This is a genomic window from Streptomyces brasiliensis, assembly GCF_014647875.1.
GTDB classification, from domain to species: domain Bacteria; phylum Actinomycetota; class Actinomycetes; order Streptomycetales; family Streptomycetaceae; genus Streptomyces; species Streptomyces brasiliensis.
This window is the reverse complement of sequence record NZ_BMQA01000276.1, coordinates 1-549: the sequence shown is the minus strand read 5'-3', so window position 1 is coordinate 549 and position 549 is coordinate 1. Positions and strand designations below refer to the sequence as shown.

The window sequence follows — 549 nt, the reverse complement described above, 5'->3', positions numbered from 1 at the left end:
GGGGTCCATGATGGTGGTGATCAGGCAGAAGATCTCTCCCTTGCCTTCACGGTTCGTCACTTCGTATTCGATGACGCGAACTGGGATCCCGGACGGTTGCTCGATGTTCGCTGATCCGCGGTGTCGCTGGACCGCGCGCCGGCGGCGGACCTTAGGATCGAGCAGAAAGGACTCGTACGACCCGTCCTTCAGGGGCCGCACTACTGGCAGGTGAGGGCCGTCAGGCATGCGCCACAGCAGATCTGCCCCGGTAGCCGCGGCAGCTGCCCACAGATTGTAGGCATAGAATCCCCGGTCAGCGGTGACCAGCATGCCGGGTTCGAAATCGATGATGAGTTCCCCGGCGAGAACACCTTCGTCCACGCGCCAAGGCGCCAGCCGTGCGGCTACAACGGCATGGGTCCCGCATTCGCCCAGCCCCACGATCTTCACCTGGGGAAAAGGGGCCGGATTCTTCGTTCCTCCGGACCGGCCGAACCTCTCGTCGTTCGCAGGAGTATCGGGAATATCCAGCACGAAGCCGTCGATGGCCATCAGCCGCCACCGTCC

At 63.4% G+C, this 549-nt stretch carries 1 protein-coding gene; it reads right to left on the bottom strand.

Annotated features, from left to right (window positions below):
* Positions 1 to 534, bottom strand: a 534-nt coding sequence (locus IEZ19_RS50155) for a transposase (RefSeq protein ID WP_506005025.1), incomplete at its 3' end; no start/stop codon positions are given.
* Between the last annotated feature and the right edge of the window lie 15 nt (positions 535 to 549).